Genomic DNA, 14,194 nt, shown 5'->3' on the forward strand with positions numbered 1-14,194 from the left:
AAAAGAGAATGACTATGTCTCTGCTTTTAGCATCAATTGTTCCACTGTTCTTTTTTTCTGTTATTTTGTTAATTACAGAATACTATATCCAACAAGAACAAACTTATTTATTGCAAAAAGAAAAAAGCATACAAATTTCTGAACATATAAAAGAGTATTTTAGCAAATTAGAAAATAATATGAATTTTTTGTGTAAGATGACACCTTTTATTTCGGTAAATCTTGAGAAAAAGAAAGATTTACTCTCAAGACTTATTTTACAAGAAAATCAATTTGAAAGATTTTCTTTAAGAGATAATAATGCAAAAGAGTTATTTTATACAGATAGACTAGTACCGTATGTAAAAAGTCAAGAACCTCAATATATCAATAAAAAATTAATTTATAAAGCATTTAGAGATAAAAAAAACTATTTTGATCAAATGCATTTTAGTACGAGCACTTATGAGCCTTTAATAGATGCTACTTTTTTACTTAAAAATACACAAACATTAAAAATTGAAAATATGTTAGTTGTGACTATGAGAATGAAAAAGATATGGGAATATTTATCTTCAGTTACACATTTAAGTGGTGAAGATATTTTTGTAACAAATTCAAAAGATATTATCTTAGCACATAAAAATCCTTCTGTTGTTATTAAAAAAACAAGTGCTATAAGTGCCTCAAAAAAAGGTTTGATAAAAGATAGAAATAATAATTATGTTTTGCGTAGCGTGAAGAGTTTTAAAATAAAAGGTTTTGAATTTAATGTAATTGTGCAAAGAAATATAGCTAATGCTTTCTCTAAGTTTTTATATATTTTTCTTTATTCATTTACTCTGAGTATGCTATTGGTAGTATTTATTTTTCTTGTCATTAAACATATTGATAAAAGTATAATAAATCCTCTTTTAAGTTTATCAAATGTTGCAACAATGCTTTCACAAGGTAATTTAAGTAAAAAAGCAGATGTCTATGGTAATGATGAACTTTCATTTTTAGCAGTGACATTTAATGAAATGAGTGAAAAGATTAGCAAAACAATGAATAGCCTAAAAGATGAAATAAAATTAAAAACGGTTATTCAAAATGATTTGGAAAATAGTGAAAAAAGACTTTTAGCTATCATTAACAATACAAATTCTATTATCTACCTCAAAGATAAAAACGAGAATTATGTAATGGTAAATGATGAATTTTTAAAATTTGTGAATAAATCACGAGAGGATGTTATTAACCATCATATATCGACAATATTTAGTGGAGATAAACTATCTAGTTGTTTAGCTAAAGATACTCAAATAAAATTAAATAAAGAAGTTATTATTTCAGAAGAGAAGTTTGTGGGATATAATGTAGAGGAAAGATGTTTTTTAATTAATCGTTTTCCTATTTTTGATAATGGTGGAAACCTTATTAATATTGCAGGAGTTGCCACAGATATTACAGAGCTTAAAAAAATTCAAAATAAATTAGAAGATTTTAATAAAGATTTAGAAAAAAAGATTCTTAAAAAGACACAAGACTTAACAAATGCCAATAAAAAGTTAGAAAAGACTATAAAAAGCCTGCATAAAACACAAGAGCAACTTATTTTTTCTGAAAAAATAGCTTCTTTAGGACGATTGGTTTCTGGTGTGGCTCATGAAATCAATACACCTTTAGGTATCGCTTTAACTGGTTTGAGTTATCTTGATGAAATTACTATTTCTATCAATGAATTACATAATGATGGTAATATGAGTCAAGATGAGTTTGAAAGGTATTTAAAAACAGCTAAACAATTATCTCATCAATCATTGTCAAATATTGAACGTGCTACACACCTTGTCCAAACATTTAAACAATTATCAGTTACAAATTTTGATGAGGAAAAAAGAAAGATTAATATATATCAATATACAGAGGGTCTCATTGCAAGTATTGAAGAAGAGACAAAAAACTCAAAAGTTGTTATTCAAAATAATATTTCAAAAGAGATTAACATTCATACATATGCTGGGGCATATGGACAAGTAATCTCGAATCTTATTACAAATTCATTAACGCATGGATATGGAAATGAAGGAAAAGGAACGATAACAATTTCAATTGAAAAACTAGATAAAAATTTAAAAATTATATATACTGATGATGGAATTGGTATTGATAAAGAGCATTTATCTCATATTTTTGAACCATTTTTTACGACACAAAGACATTCTGGTGGAACAGGACTTGGTCTTAATATTTTGTACAATATAGTAAGGCAGCAATTAAAAGGTGAAGTAACTTGTAAAAGTGAATTAGGGCATGGAGTATGCTTTGAAATTGTAATTCCAAATAAATAGAAATTCATATTGAAATATTTTTTAACCTTCTTGAGTAGTCCTAGTATAATTTAATAAATATCCTATGTTATAATATAAAACTTTAATTTAAGCGAAACAAATGACCGAAATATTTCCAACTTCAAGATGTGTAAGAGAGTTTTATTCTCACTTTTATGATAAAGATAGATTGTTACCAAAAGCTATGGGTATAGCAGAGTTTGAATCAAAAGCTATTGTTGTTCCTCACAAAAGCCTAGCCGATGAAGATACTCGAGTTTTAGTTATGCAAGAGGCTTCTGGTTTTGAAAACTTTGGTGAACTCAAAATTGATAGAGAGTTTCTCTCATTTATAAAAAATTCTTCATATCTTTTTCGTTTTTTTGAAGAGTTGTCATTAGAAAATGTGCAGATTGAGGATTTAGAATTAGCCGATACTTATGCACAATTTGAAGAGCATTTGAGTATTTTAAAAGAGTTATTGCAAAGGTATAAAACCCTTCTCAATCAAAAAAAACTTTATGACAAAATAACGTTGCCAGAAGTCTATGAGTTAAATGACGAATTTTTACAATCGAGTGAAGGTTTTATTTTTCATTTAGAAGGCTTTTTAAATAAATTTGAATTAGATCTGTTTTTAAAAGTTGCACAAATAACTTCATTTAAAATATCCTTACATGTAACAAAATATAATCAAAAAATGATAGAGCTTTTTGAGGCTTTAGAAATATCTTTACATGTAAACCACTCTTATGTTATTAACCTTAGTACAAACACTATTGAACAGAGTCAAGTGATAAAATCAAAAGATATAAATTATGATGTGAGAGGATTTAGTTCACGCTCACTTCAAAGCTCATTTGTATATGAAAAGATTGCTCAGTTTGTACAAAATGGAATCAATCCAGAGAATATAGCCGTTATAGTTCCTGATGAGAGTTTTGCGGATACACTCAAAGCTTTTGATAGTTTTAAAAATTTAAACTTTGCTATGGGTGAGAGTTATATACATAGTAAGCTTTATAAGAAACTTGACGCAGTTGATAAATGTATTCGCCTAAAAGATTATGAGCATAAGTTTCGTCTTAATCGTTTGAAAATAGAACAGAGCACTATTGATGATTTTCAAAAACTTTGGAGAAAAAAGTTACAAGCTGATGAAATCATCTCTTTGTTAAAAGTTTTTTGTGACCCTCAAAAAGCAGATGAAATTTATGATGAAGAACTTTTTAAATTCTCTAATCTTTTAAAAAACCTTGGAAGTATTGAACTCCAACAAGCCATAAAACTATTTCTCAATAGACTCTCAAAAAAATCTAAAGATGATGTGATGGGTGGAAAGATAACTGTCATGGGTCTTTTAGAGAGTCGTGGTATGAGTTATGATGGTGTTATTGTTGTGGATTTTAGTGATGAGTTTGTTCCAAAAAGAAGCCAAAAAGATATGTTTTTAAGCTCTTCTATTAGAAGCCATGCAAAACTTCCAAATAAAACAGATAGAGAAAATTTACAAAGATATTTTTATTATAGACTTTTAGAAAATGCAAAAGAAGTAGCTATTAGTTTTACCAAAAATGACCAAAGTATGGGTTCTCGTTTTTTAGATGAACTTGGTTTACATGTAAAGGTAAATTCTGATGAGATTTCATACTTTAAACCGCTGTTTTCTAGTAGTAAATTAGCTTCAAGATATGACCCAGAGATAGTAGAAGGAAGTTACGATGTAAGAAGCGGAACGCTTTCTGCGAGTAAGCTAAAAACAATCCTTACATGTAAACGACAATTTTATTACAAATACATACTCAAATCTCAAGAAGCTAAAGTGCCCAATGATACTATCAATGAAGCAGATATTGGCAATATCTTGCATGACGCCTTGCATCATGTTTTAAAAGATATGAAAGTAGTAGATGAAGACAATCTGATGATTCTTTTAAGAAGATACTTACAAAGCGAAGAAAAGAGTCTTATATGGCACTATCATCTTGATATTTGGTTGGATTATCTCAAAGACTTTGCAAAACTTGAAGCCAAAAGATACCTTGAAGGATATAGAATATATTCTCTTGAAAAGCCATATACGATAGAGCATAGAGGTTTTACCTTAGAAGGAAAGATTGATAGGATAGATATAAAAGATGAGAGATTTTGTGTTATAGATTATAAGAGTGGAAAAATCCCAAAAAGTACTATTAAAACACTGGATAAAGAGACAAATTTTCAACTGGAGTTTTATTATCTTTTGACAAACCAGATAAAAGAGGTTCAGAGTGTTTATTATTATGATTTAAAAAAAGCCCAGTTGGTTTGCGAAAATCTTTTTGAAGAGAAGTTAGATAAACTCAATGAGATTTTCCAAGAACTAGAAAAGCCACTGGTAAATTTTGAAAAATGTGATTCAAAAGCATCTTGTATGTATTGTCCTTTTGTAAAGTTATGTGGAAGGGAAGTGTAATGAGTATGTTTGAGCCTTATTTAGCCCTAGAAGCAAGTGCTGGAAGTGGCAAGACGTATGCACTTTCTGTGAGGTATATTTCTCTTTTGTACTTAGGGGCAAGTCCAGCAAAGATACTCACCCTTACTTTTACGAACAAAGCAGCGGCGGAGATGAAGAGTCGTATTTGTGATGTATTAAAAGAGTTAGAAAACAGAAGTGAGCTTGAAGCTATCAGTGAGCAAGTTGGACTTACATGTAAAGAACTTCTTGAGAGAAAAGAAGAGGTATTAGAGAAGTTTTTAAAAGAGGATTTGCTTATCTCTACCATAGATTCATTTTTTGCAAAGATTTTAAGAAAGTTTGCTTTGAATGCTGGTTTTATGCCAGACTTTAAGATAGAGACAAATAGCTTAGAAAATGAAGTATTAGAGAAGTTTTTGCGGATTTGTATACAAGAGAAAAAATACAACTCTTTACTAAAGTTTAGTATCAATGAGCAAAAAAAGCTTTCAGATATTTTTTCACTCTTAGACGAGTTTTATGACAAAGAGAGTGAGTTTGACCCTAAAAAAATTCAAACTACCTTACATGTAAATCCAAAACAGGTTTTATCAATACTAAATGAGTTAAAAGAGTTGTTTGCAAAAGAGGGAGCAAAAGAGGGAGTTTTAAAAACTTTTGAGGCTGAGAGTATTTCAGAGGTTGTGAAAAAGAAGTATCTTGCAAAAGATGATTTGGCATACTGGCAGTATAAAAAACACGTAACCCCACAGATAAGTGAACTTTTTGATGAGTTAAAAGAGGTTTTATCTACGTACTTAAATGAGCGAGAAAAATATCTTTTAGGAGAGTTGAGTGAACTTTTTTATATATATAAGTATGCCATTCGTTCGCTTAACAAAGAACTCTCAACTCTAAGTTTTTCAGATGTCACCAATGCTTTGTACACACTTTTAGAAGATGAGATTTCAAAAGACTTTTTATATTTTAGACTCGATGGCAAGATAGAGCATATCCTCATAGATGAGTTTCAAGATACAAATATCATGCAGTACAAAATCTTAGCGCCACTCATGAGTGAGATAGTCTCAGGTGTAGGAGCAAGTGAGTTTAAGTCACTCTTTTTTGTAGGAGATATCAAACAGTCAATCTATCGTTTTCGTGGAGGAGCGAAAGAGCTTTTCAAACACGCTCGTGAAGAGTTTGGTGTCAAAAGAGATGTTTTAGATACAAACTATAGAAGTGCAATAAATGTCGTAGAGTATGTCAATGATATCTTTGTTCATGAGATAAAAGGTTATGAAAGACAGCTGGTAAAATCAAAAGAAGAGGGTTATGTTGAAGTTGGTTTTTCTGAGTCTATTGAAGAGATGGTTTTACAAAAAGTTACATTTTTATTGGATGAGGGAGTAGAAGCAAAAGACATAGCAATCCTTACTCATCAAAACAAAGATGCCAAAACACTTAAAAATGTATTGATACAAAATATTAAAGATATCAATGTTCAAACAGAAGCCACCATAAAACTTATAAGTGTTCCAATTGTTGGAGCTATTATTGATTTGTTGAAGTATGCCTACTTTAAAGAGGAGTTATATAAACAAAACTTTTTAGTAGCGATTGGTTTTGATTGGCGTGAGAAGTTAGATATGAGTTGGCTCAATCTAAATCAGACTCCAATGAAAATGATAATTTCAATCGTAAAAAGATATGAAATTTTTGAAGATGATATGGATATTATCAAACTTATAGAACTAAGTTCAAGGTACAGTGATATAGAATCATTTTTATTTGAGTGTGATGAGTTTGGTGAAGATGCAAAAAGTGAAGACAATGATGGTGTAAAAATACTCACTATTCACAAATCAAAAGGTTTAGAGTTTGAACATGTCATTGTAGCTGATAGACTTGGAAGTCCACGTGGAGGTGGAGGCACTTTATTGTATGAGTATGATGATATAAATTTGGTTGGTATTTATCAAAGGGTAAGCCAGAGAGAATTTATAGATAAAAAATATGAAAATGCTAAAGCAAAAGAAGATGTTTTAGAAAAAGAAGATGTTTTAAATATGCATTATGTTGCTTTTACAAGAGCAGAGAGTTCTTTGATAGTTTGTGCAAAAGAGCAAAAAAGTGCTTTTAAACATTTAACTCTAGAAGAAGTTCGTAAGGGAAGTGTACATGTAAAACAAAAGTCTTTTGCATCCCAAAAAGTTTTAGTAAGTATGAACCAGACTTTAGAGAGTTATGGAACACAAGAGAGTACAAAAACACTTGAAGAAGACTCTAGTGAAGCTGATCATTTTGCTATTACCTATGGACTTGCGATGCACTTTTGTTTAGAGATGATGAGCGGGTTTAACAAAGAGTCTTTGGATAAAGCTTTTGTCTGTACATGTAACAAATATCGGGTTGTATTATCTATGAGTGAATTAGAGAGTATATACAGTAGAATTACTATGCTCATTAACAATGAAGAGTTTTTATCTTTAGTAAAAAACGGAAAGTTTTACAAAGAACAACCTTTAGTTTATAATGGGGAGAGAAAACAGATAGATTTATTGGTTGAAAAAGATGATGAGGTTATCGTCATAGATTATAAAAGCTCAGCAGATGTTTATGATTCACATTTGGCACAAATCGGTATTTATAAAGAGGCAATGTTGAGTATTTATGCTAAAGAAGTCTCTTGTTATTTGGTTTATTTACAAGAAAATGATATAAAACTGAGAAAAAGCTGAAATTAAGCTTTATTGAAGTTTTATTTGTATACAATCTCACTTCAAATAAATAAGAAGGTTTTAGAATGAAATTGACTAAATCAATGAAATCTAACGAAGTACAACGCGATTGGATCGTTGTTGATGCTGCTGGTAAGAGATTCGGTAGAGTTCTTACAGAAGTTGCAACGTACTTAAGAGGAAAACATAAACCATGCTTTACTCCAAATGTTGATTGTGGTGACTTTGTTGTTATTATCAATGCAGAGAAAGTAGAGTTTAGTGGAAATAAATTAGATACGAAAGAATATTACAGACACACTGGATATTTTGGTGGTGTTAGAACTGATAAACTAGCAGATCTTTTAGAAAACAACCCAGCTAAACTATATAGATTAGCTGTTCGTGGTATGCTTCCTAAAACAAATCTTGCAAAAGATATGATTAAAAAGCTAAAAGTATATGCAGGTAGTGAACACCCTCATACTGCTCAAATTAGTCAGAGTGAAGGAAAATAAATATGGCAAACGTATATGCAACTGGAAAAAGAAAAAGTGCAATTGCTAAAGTATGGGTAACTCCTGGTACTGGTAAAATTGTTGTTAATGGACTTAGCCTTGACCAATGGTTAGGTGGTCACGAGACTATCAAGATGAAAGTTCGTCAACCATTAGTAGTTACAAAACAAGTTGAAAGTTTTGATATTAAAGCTTCAACTTTAGGTGGCGGATATTCAGCACAAGCAGAAGCACTAAGACATGGTATTTCAAAAGCATTAGCTTCTATGGAATCTGATTTTAGAGCTGAGTTAAAACCACTAGGTTTACTTACACGTGATTCAAGAAGTGTTGAGCGTAAGAAATTTGGTAGAAAAAAAGCAAGAAAGTCTCCTCAATTCTCAAAGCGTTAATGGTCCTTTTACAAAACTTTTTAAAAGTTTTTGTGAAAGTCTTAACTGTTTTTATAGACTTTATATTTATGGAAGGGTTTATCCCTTCCAACTTCCCTTATACTCCTTATAAATAAATTTAAATTTTGATATAATCCCCTTTAAAAATGTAAATTATTCACGTAATATAATTTATTTCAAAAGAGGATACAATGCAATTTACAACCCCCTTAAAAAGTAATAGTACAAAAATAATGCTCATAGGTAGCGGTGAACTTGGTAAAGAAGTTGTCATAGAAGCTAATAGATTAGGCATAGAAACTGTAGCTGTTGATTCTTATAACAACGCTCCTGCTCACTTAGTAGCTAATAGAAGTTACGTAATTGATATGAAAGATAAGGAAGAGCTTTTAGAGGTTATAAGAAGAGAAAAACCAACTTATATTCTTCCTGAAATTGAAGCATTAAGCATCGAAGCGTTGATTGAAGCTGAAAAAGAAGGTTTTCATGTTATCCCAAATGCAGATGCAGTGAAAAAAACAATGAATAGAAAAAATATAAGAGAGTTTGCAGCAAAACAATTAGGTGTAAAAACAAGTGAGTATCTTTTTGTAAAAGACTATGAAACTTTATGTGCTGGGGTAGAGAAGATAGGAATTCCTTGTGTAGTAAAACCAGTTATGAGCTCATCTGGTCATGGACAAAGTGTAGTAAAATCTAAAGAAGATATTCAAAAAGCTTGGGAAATTGCTAAAGAAGCACGTGGAGATTCTAGTGAGCTTATTATTGAAGAGTTTGTAAAGTTTGATTATGAGATTACCTTACTAACTGTTAGAAATGAAAAAGAGACAGTATTTTGTGAGCCTATAGGACATATTCAAGAAGATGGTGATTATGTTCTTTCATGGCAGCCTATGAGTATGAGTGAAACTGCTTTGAAAAAAGCACAAGATATAGCAAAAAGGGTTACTGATGGTCTTGGTGGACGTGGACTTTTTGGAGTAGAATTTTTTGTAAAAGGTGATGAAGTATATTTTAGTGAATTAAGTCCAAGACCTCATGATACTGGTATGGTTACTCTTATCACACAATCTCAAAGTGAATTTGCTTTACATGTAAGAGCTATTTTAGGACTACCTTTAGATTATATATTTTATGGTGCTGGTGCAAGTGGAGCTTATAAAAGTGGCGTAGAGTCTGTAACACCAACATTGAATATCCCTGAAAATGCATTTAGTAAAAATTCATTTGTAAGAGTGTTTGGAAAACCAAATAGTCACGAAGGTAGACGTATGGCGGTTGCTTTAGTTTTAGATGAAGTTGAAAGTGCAAAGAAAAAAGCGAGAGAAATTGCTTTAGGTATTACTGAGTAAATGAAACAAAACAAAATTCTTATAAGTGCGTGTTTACTTGGAGAAAATGTTAAGTATGATGGTGGACATAATGATATTAGAGCAGATAGTTTTATACAAAAACTTTTAATGGAAAATTTACTTGTTTCTATTTGTCCTGAAGTTGAAGGTGGACTAGAAACTCCAAGAATCCCTGTGGAGCTTATAGATAATAAAGCTATTAATCAAGAAGGAGAAGATAAAACATCTTTTTTTGAATTTGGTGCACAAAAAGCGTTAGAGCTTTGTAAGCAACATGATATAAAGTATGCCATCCTAAAATTTCGTTCACCTTCTTGTGGTAGTGATATTATCTATGATGGTACTTTTACACACACATTTACAAGTGGAGATGGAATAACAGCAAAATTGCTCAAAGAAAATGGTATAAAAGTTTATAGTGAAAAAAATCTAGAAGAATTAAAAAAAATTTTGATTAATTAAGATAAAATTAGTCTCATTTACTATTTGTTTATAAAAAATTAAATAAGTGTTTAAACAATGATTATATACTTCTTTTACCAAGACAAAAACCTCCTTTTTGTAGATAGAACCGAAAAACTTTAATAATCAAGCATCCTAGTTGCCCGGCTAGGATGCTTTTTTTATGTCTATAAATAATTTCATTTTCACTTTCCAACAAAGCTAATAAAATACTATTTTAAATTTTAGAAATATAACAAGGATATGTAAAAATTTCATTAAGATTGTTGTGTAAAAGTGTTGAGTGATTTATATTTTTAAGATACAAACTTGCTACATGCGTCAATCCACTATCTTTAAACCAAGAAGGATAAGTACCAGCTGAAAATCCAGTAATTACTTTGATAGGTACATTTTTGCTAAAATGTAAAATTGCATCGATAGTAGAGCCAAGAAGAGTCGCTCCAGTAATAATGAGAATATCTGCTTGAGAGATAGCTTCATATTCATAAATATCATTATAGATTTTATTTTCTACATCTGTATGTTGTCTACAAAAGACACTAATATTTTTTCTTTTTTCTTTGAGTGCTTTGACTACAGGTTGCAGGTGACCAATAAAAATAATTTTTGAATTCTCGTGGGAATTTTTTAAAATAAATTTTGTTAAATTATCTCGTAAATCTTCTTCTAATTTTAGTTTTTCTTTTGAAAGTAAATATTGTGATATTGCATTCATTGTGCTGAGTGAAAAAGCTCTTTTACCTGCGTCATATACATTACCTTGAATAAGTAAGTTTTTAAGATCTCCTGGGCAAAATCTACCAATAGCTCCTTCTGTTTTGGGGGTAAGGCAGACACCTGTCGCTTCATTTAAACCATCGGTAATTTTTGTATATGTAAAGAGAGCACCCATACCAGATTCAACGAATTGCAGTGAGTTTTCTTCGATACAGCGTAAAGCATTTTCTTGTAGCTTATAAAAAAGCATTAAAATTCTCCTATTTCTTTTATAAATTAGATTTTAAAATATATCGCATATATTATTTTAAGTAGTATTTAATTTTTAAATGTTAGTATAATACGAAATTAATATAATTATTATATTTTGATAATTATAACATATTTATAATATTAATTATAAGGGCTTTTTTATGAAAAAAATATTGATTCTAATGAGTATTTTAGCATTATATGCATGGGCAAAACCATATACGGATATGTTGGGAAGAGTAGTAGATATTAAGAAAAATCAAACTTTTGTATTTATTGGGCCAGGAGCTTTAAGACTAGGGGTATATCTTGGGCTTAAAAATCGAGTAATTGGAATTGAGAGAATTGAGCAAATGAAGCGTAAAATAAATATTCAATCACCATATCGTATGTATTTAGGAGAAAAGTTTACTCATAGTCGTCCTCTTATTGGAAATGGTGGTCCTGGAAAGATGCCAAATTTAGAAGCACTTGTAAATGTTAATCCTGATGTAATTTTTACTTCATTTATTAAAAAAGATCAAATAGAAATTATTAGACAAAAAACTGGTATTCCAGTAGTCGCTTTAAGCTATGGTTCCTCTTATGGTGGTAAAGGAAATAAAAATTTAGATGAGATTAAAAACTCTTTATACCTCATATCACAAATAGCTCATGTAGAAGAAAGAGCAAAAGAAATAATAGATTTTATAGAATTTCAAGAAAAAAAACTTTCTAAAATTAAACCTTCAAAAAAAAGTTTGTATGTAGGTGGTGTTGCTTATAAAGGTATACAACCTATTACAAGTACAGAGGTTGATTATCCTCCTTTTGTTCTTTTAGGGCAAAAAAATTGTGTTTTCGAAAACAGTACAATAAAAGGGCATCAGTTTATTGATTTTGAAGCACTATTGAAAGCAAATCCAGAAGTAATTTTTACAGATATGCAAAGCCATGATAAAATAACACAAGATTATAAAAAAAATAAACCAATGTATGAAACACTACAAGCATATAAAAACATGGATGTAAAGGAAGTTTTGGGATTTAATAATTATAGTACAAATGTAGAAAATCTTCTTGTTATTGCTTGGCAAATTGCTACATATTTAGGTGAGAGTATTGATATAAATAAGAAAGCTGAAGATATTTATGAAGTATTTTATCCAAAAAATGGAAAAGTACTTTTACATAAACTTGAGTATAATTTAGGAAATGTATGACTCTTTCTAGTGTATATAAAAGACGAAAAAAAAAGAGAGTAGTTGTTCTTTTAATACTCCTTATTATCCTTTTAATACTTTTGTACTTAAGTCTTATTAGTGGTTCATCTGGTATAGTTTGGAAAGATAGTACAAAACTTTTTTCTTTAAGCGAACAAGATAAAACTTTTCAAATAATCGTAAATTCAATTCGTTTACCTAGAGCATTAGCAGGAATAATGGTAGGAGCATTATTAGGGTTAAGTGGTGCAGTAATGCAAGGTATTTTGCAAAATCCGTTGGCTTCACCTTTTACGCTTGGGATTTCTCAAGGAGCAGGGTTTGGAGCTGCTATTGCTATTATTGTTTTACCAGAATATACTATAGGTAGTAGTTGTTTTGGTGAATTTTATATTGCTATAAGTGCATTTACATCTAGTATGTTATGTACTTTTTGTATTCTTTGGATGAGTTCCAAAGTTGGCATGAATCCAACTAGTATTATTTTAGCTGGTGTTGGATTAGGTTCACTATTTCATTCAGGTACAATGTTTTTACAGTATTTTACTGATGAAATGAATGCAGCAGCTACACTTTTTTGGACATTTGGAGATTTGAGTAGGGCAAGAGAGTTTTCTCTTTATATTTTACTGATGGTTTTTATACCAGCAAGTATCTTTTTTCTAGTATCCCATTGGAAGTTTGATGCTTTGTGTTTTGGTGATGAGAGTGCCTTTAATAAAGGTGTTAACGTGAATAAATTTCGCATGGTTGCTTTGATTGTTGCATCTTTATGTGCAGCTGTAGGGGTGGCATTTTTTGGAATAATAGGTTTTATTGGGCTTATTGCCCCTCATATGGTTCGCATGATTATAGGCACAAGTCATAGTATTTTATTACCACTTTCAGCTATTTTTGGAGGAGTTTTACTTTTAGGAGCTGATTTATTAGCACGAACTTTTTTATATCCTATAGTTTTACCTGTTGGAATTTTAACCTCTTTTATAGGAGCCCCTTTATTGCTTTATTTATTAGTAACTCTTAAGAGAATAAAAGAATGAGTTTAAATGTAAAAGATTTGCATTATACATTGGCAAAGCAAACACTGTTACAAGATATAAATTTTCAAGCCAAAAAAGGAGAAGTAGTAGGTATTATAGGTCCAAATGGAGCTGGAAAGAGTACTCTTTTAAAACATATAGCAGCTATTTTACCTATAAAAAAAGAACAAATAATGCTTGATGGAAAAGACATTTCAAAATTAAAACCAAGAGAAATTTCACGACATATTGCATATCTTTCACAATTTGCTTCATTTCCTCAAATAAGTGTACTTGAATCATTAGAACTTGGTAGACGATCTTATAGTGGAATGATGTTAAGCCAATTGGATAAAGAGATGATTTCTCAAAGTATAGAAGAGTTTGACTTGCACAAACTTTTGCATAGAAGCATTGATACACTTAGTGGAGGTGAGCGACAAAAAGTTATGATAGCTAGTGCTATGCTACAAGAACCTGATGTGTTATTACTTGATGAACCTATTTCTCACCTTGATCCTAAAAATCAGCTTGAAATGCTTAGTGCAATCCATAAAGTAACATATGAAAAAAATTTAGTGACATTAGTAGTACTGCATGATTTACAACATGCTATTCATTATTGTGACTCCTTATTAATGCTTAAACTTGGTGAAATTAAATATCATATAAAGACAGATATGTTAGAGGAAAAGATGTTAGAAGAACTTTTTGATATACAAACAAAATTGTACTATGTAAGTGGACATATCTTTGTTTATTATGGTCATCATCATTAGTTTAAGAATAAATTGTAAGACTAAGGGACTCTATTTTTGATATAATTGAT

At 30.2% G+C, this 14,194-nt stretch carries 11 protein-coding genes; 10 read left to right on the top strand and 1 reads right to left on the bottom strand.

Going from position 1 to position 14,194, the window contains the following annotated elements; all coding sequences use genetic code 11:
• Nucleotides 1-14: 14 nt before the first annotated feature.
• The 7 genes from K354_RS0103490 (at nucleotide 15) to K354_RS0103520 (ending at nucleotide 10,172) form a co-directional block, all read left to right on the top strand.
• On the top strand, nucleotides 15-2,312 hold the full coding sequence (locus K354_RS0103490; protein ID WP_169733413.1) for an ATP-binding protein: 2,298 nt from the start codon (nucleotides 15-17) through the stop codon (nucleotides 2,310-2,312).
• 100 nt (nucleotides 2,313-2,412) lie between these two features.
• Complete coding sequence (locus K354_RS0103495; RefSeq protein ID WP_024954128.1) at nucleotides 2,413-4,746, top strand: PD-(D/E)XK nuclease family protein; 2,334 nt, start codon at nucleotides 2,413-2,415, stop codon at nucleotides 4,744-4,746.
• Nucleotides 4,746-7,469 (top strand): RecB-like helicase, encoded by a 2,724-nt coding sequence (locus K354_RS0103500; RefSeq protein WP_051505382.1) that lies wholly within the window; start codon nucleotides 4,746-4,748, stop codon nucleotides 7,467-7,469. The genes K354_RS0103495 and K354_RS0103500 overlap by 1 nt, the downstream gene beginning before the upstream one ends.
• 71 nt (nucleotides 7,470-7,540) lie before the next feature.
• Nucleotides 7,541-7,966 carry a 50S ribosomal protein L13 gene (gene rplM / locus K354_RS0103505; protein WP_084607315.1) on the top strand — a complete coding sequence of 142 codons (426 nt, stop codon included), beginning with the start codon at nucleotides 7,541-7,543 and terminating at the stop codon, nucleotides 7,964-7,966.
• Nucleotides 7,967-7,968: 2 nt separating this feature from the next.
• Entirely contained in the window at nucleotides 7,969-8,358 is a 390-nt protein-coding gene (gene rpsI / locus K354_RS0103510; RefSeq protein ID WP_024954131.1) for a 30S ribosomal protein S9, read from the top strand.
• Nucleotides 8,359-8,549: 191 nt separating this feature from the next.
• Nucleotides 8,550-9,710: a formate-dependent phosphoribosylglycinamide formyltransferase gene (gene purT / locus K354_RS0103515; protein ID WP_024954132.1), complete on the top strand. Its 1,161-nt coding sequence runs from the start codon at nucleotides 8,550-8,552 to the stop codon at nucleotides 9,708-9,710.
• Nucleotides 9,711-10,172, top strand: a complete 462-nt coding sequence (locus tag K354_RS0103520) for a 2-thiouracil desulfurase family protein (protein ID WP_024954133.1) — start codon at nucleotides 9,711-9,713, stop codon at nucleotides 10,170-10,172.
• Nucleotides 10,173-10,389: 217 nt separating this feature from the next.
• On the opposite strand, the gene K354_RS13860 is transcribed toward K354_RS0103520, so the two are convergent.
• Nucleotides 10,390-11,142, bottom strand: a complete 753-nt coding sequence (locus tag K354_RS13860; protein WP_024954134.1) for a Rossmann-like domain-containing protein — start codon at nucleotides 11,140-11,142, stop codon at nucleotides 10,390-10,392.
• Between the two features lie 163 nt (nucleotides 11,143-11,305).
• Between K354_RS13860 and K354_RS0103535 the strand changes: the two genes are divergently transcribed.
• Genes K354_RS0103535 through K354_RS0103545 form a run of 3 tightly spaced genes read left to right on the top strand, consistent with a single transcriptional unit; the run spans nucleotide 11,306 to nucleotide 14,144 of the window.
• Complete coding sequence (locus K354_RS0103535) at nucleotides 11,306-12,346, top strand: ABC transporter substrate-binding protein (RefSeq protein ID WP_024954135.1); 1,041 nt, start codon at nucleotides 11,306-11,308, stop codon at nucleotides 12,344-12,346.
• Nucleotides 12,343-13,386 (top strand): FecCD family ABC transporter permease, encoded by a 1,044-nt coding sequence (locus K354_RS0103540; protein ID WP_024954136.1) that lies wholly within the window; start codon nucleotides 12,343-12,345, stop codon nucleotides 13,384-13,386. Before K354_RS0103535 ends, K354_RS0103540 begins: the two co-directional genes overlap by 4 nt.
• Nucleotides 13,383-14,144 (top strand): ABC transporter ATP-binding protein, encoded by a 762-nt coding sequence (locus K354_RS0103545; RefSeq protein WP_024954137.1) that lies wholly within the window; start codon nucleotides 13,383-13,385, stop codon nucleotides 14,142-14,144. The genes K354_RS0103540 and K354_RS0103545 overlap by 4 nt, the downstream gene beginning before the upstream one ends.
• Nucleotides 14,145-14,194: the final 50 nt, after the last annotated feature.

The sequence above is a fragment of the Sulfurospirillum arcachonense DSM 9755 genome, assembly GCF_000597725.1.
In the GTDB taxonomy this organism is placed as follows: domain Bacteria; phylum Campylobacterota; class Campylobacteria; order Campylobacterales; family Sulfurospirillaceae; genus Sulfurospirillum_A; species Sulfurospirillum_A arcachonense.

Excerpts from the sequence above, each read along its gene's own strand:
- purT (WP_024954132.1), top strand. The coding sequence starts at position 8,550 with ATGCAATTTACAACCCCCTTAAAAAGTAATAGTACAAAAATAATGCTC.
- K354_RS0103490 (WP_169733413.1), top strand. The coding sequence starts at position 15 with ATGTCTCTGCTTTTAGCATCAATTGTTCCACTGTTCTTTTTTTCTGTT.
- K354_RS0103540 (WP_024954136.1), top strand. The coding sequence starts at position 12,343 with ATGACTCTTTCTAGTGTATATAAAAGACGAAAAAAAAAGAGAGTAGTT.
- K354_RS0103500 (WP_051505382.1), top strand. The coding sequence starts at position 4,746 with ATGAGTATGTTTGAGCCTTATTTAGCCCTAGAAGCAAGTGCTGGAAGT.
- K354_RS0103545 (WP_024954137.1), top strand. The coding sequence starts at position 13,383 with ATGAGTTTAAATGTAAAAGATTTGCATTATACATTGGCAAAGCAAACA.
- K354_RS0103520 (WP_024954133.1), top strand. The coding sequence starts at position 9,711 with ATGAAACAAAACAAAATTCTTATAAGTGCGTGTTTACTTGGAGAAAAT.
- K354_RS13860 (WP_024954134.1), bottom strand. The coding sequence starts at position 11,142 with ATGCTTTTTTATAAGCTACAAGAAAATGCTTTACGCTGTATCGAAGAA.
- K354_RS0103495 (WP_024954128.1), top strand. The coding sequence starts at position 2,413 with ATGACCGAAATATTTCCAACTTCAAGATGTGTAAGAGAGTTTTATTCT.
- rpsI (WP_024954131.1), top strand. The coding sequence starts at position 7,969 with ATGGCAAACGTATATGCAACTGGAAAAAGAAAAAGTGCAATTGCTAAA.
- K354_RS0103535 (WP_024954135.1), top strand. The coding sequence starts at position 11,306 with ATGAAAAAAATATTGATTCTAATGAGTATTTTAGCATTATATGCATGG.